Origin of the sequence: Verrucosispora sp. SN26_14.1, assembly GCF_004307965.1 — a bacterium.
In the GTDB taxonomy this organism is placed as follows: domain Bacteria; phylum Actinomycetota; class Actinomycetes; order Mycobacteriales; family Micromonosporaceae; genus Micromonospora.
This window is the reverse complement of record NZ_SISL01000792.1, coordinates 1-1,262: the sequence shown is the minus strand read 5'-3', so window position 1 is coordinate 1,262 and position 1,262 is coordinate 1. Positions and strand designations below refer to the sequence as shown.

Sequence of the window (1,262 nt, the reverse complement as noted above, 5' to 3'; positions counted from 1 at the left end):
GCCGCTGGCCGGTTCGGCGTTCCTGGCCCGGCTGGCCGAGCAGGCGCAGCGGTCCGCCGCGGCCGAGGGGGTCGGTGACCGTGCGGTGACCGCAGTCGCCGCACTGGCCCACCTGTACGGCGACGTGGACGTGGAGTTCGGCCACTGGCACGGCGACTGGGTGCCGTGGAACCTCGGTCGGCACGACGGTGACCTCGTCGCCTGGGACTGGGAGCACAGCGGGCCGGAGGTGCCGGTCGGATTCGACCTGGCCCACGACGCGTTCCAGCGGTCGGTGGTGCTGCGCGGCGAACCGGCCGCCCACGCCACCGGGCAGGTCGACGCCGGGCTGGCCCGGCACGGTGCCGCCCTCGGGTTGGACCCGGCCCGGCAGCGGCTGGTCGCCGACGCCTACCTGGTGGAGATGTGGTTGCGTACCTGGCGGCTCGCGGACGCCGGGGCGGGGTGGAATCCGGCACTGCATCCCGCGTTGCTGGACGTCATCGAGAAACGACATAGCGGCTGATCCATCCGCAGCACCACACTGTCGATGTCGGACAGTGACGAGAAAGTTCCAGGTGGTGACGATGGTCGGCGGCCGGTCGGCCACTCGGCCCACCGCAACCGCCACGTACGGAGATCACGTCACACCCGGTCACACCTTTCACCGCCGGGCGACGTGTGGTCTGCTGCTGCGTGGCGCCGACAGGAATTCCAAGCGAACTTGTGGGGAGTCGCGTGGACGCGAAGATCGACGAGCCCGGGTCCGACCAGCAGCCGGTGTTACTACTGGTCGGTTCGAGTGGCGGGCATCTGGCCCAGCTGCTGGCCCTACGGCCCTGGTACGAGACGTGGCGACGGTGCTGGGTCACCTTCGACACCCCGGAGGCGGTGTCGCTGCTCGCCGGGGAGGACCTGGTGCCGGCGTACCATCCGACCACCCGCAACGTGCGCAACCTGCTGCGCAACGCGGTGCTGGCGGCCCGGGTGCTGCGGCGGCGCAACGTGGCGGCGGTGGTCACCACCGGGGCCGGCGTGGCCGTCCCGTTCGTGGTGCTCGCCCGGCTGCGCGGGATCCCGACCGTCTACATCGAGGTCTACGACCGGATCGACACGCCGACGCTGACCGCCCGGCTGTGCCGCCCGTTCCTGTCGGCGATGCTCGTGCAGTGGGAGGAACAGCGCCGCCAGTACCCGGAGGCCACCGTCGTCGGGACGCTGCTGTGAGCGCGGCCGGCGACGCGCACCGGGTCGCGCCGGTACGCCCGCGCGCCACCCGGGTC

The 1,262-nt window shown here is 72.2% G+C and carries 1 protein-coding gene and 1 pseudogene; both read left to right on the top strand.

Annotated elements, in window-relative coordinates; genetic code table 11:
• Positions 1–505: pseudogene (locus EYA84_RS31965) on the top strand (hypothetical protein); the annotation flags it as partial.
• Between the two features lie 224 nt (positions 506–729).
• Entirely contained in the window at positions 730–1,206 is a 477-nt protein-coding gene (locus EYA84_RS31960) for a UDP-N-acetylglucosamine--LPS N-acetylglucosamine transferase (RefSeq protein ID WP_131057871.1), read from the top strand.
• Positions 1,207–1,262 lie beyond the last annotated feature (56 nt).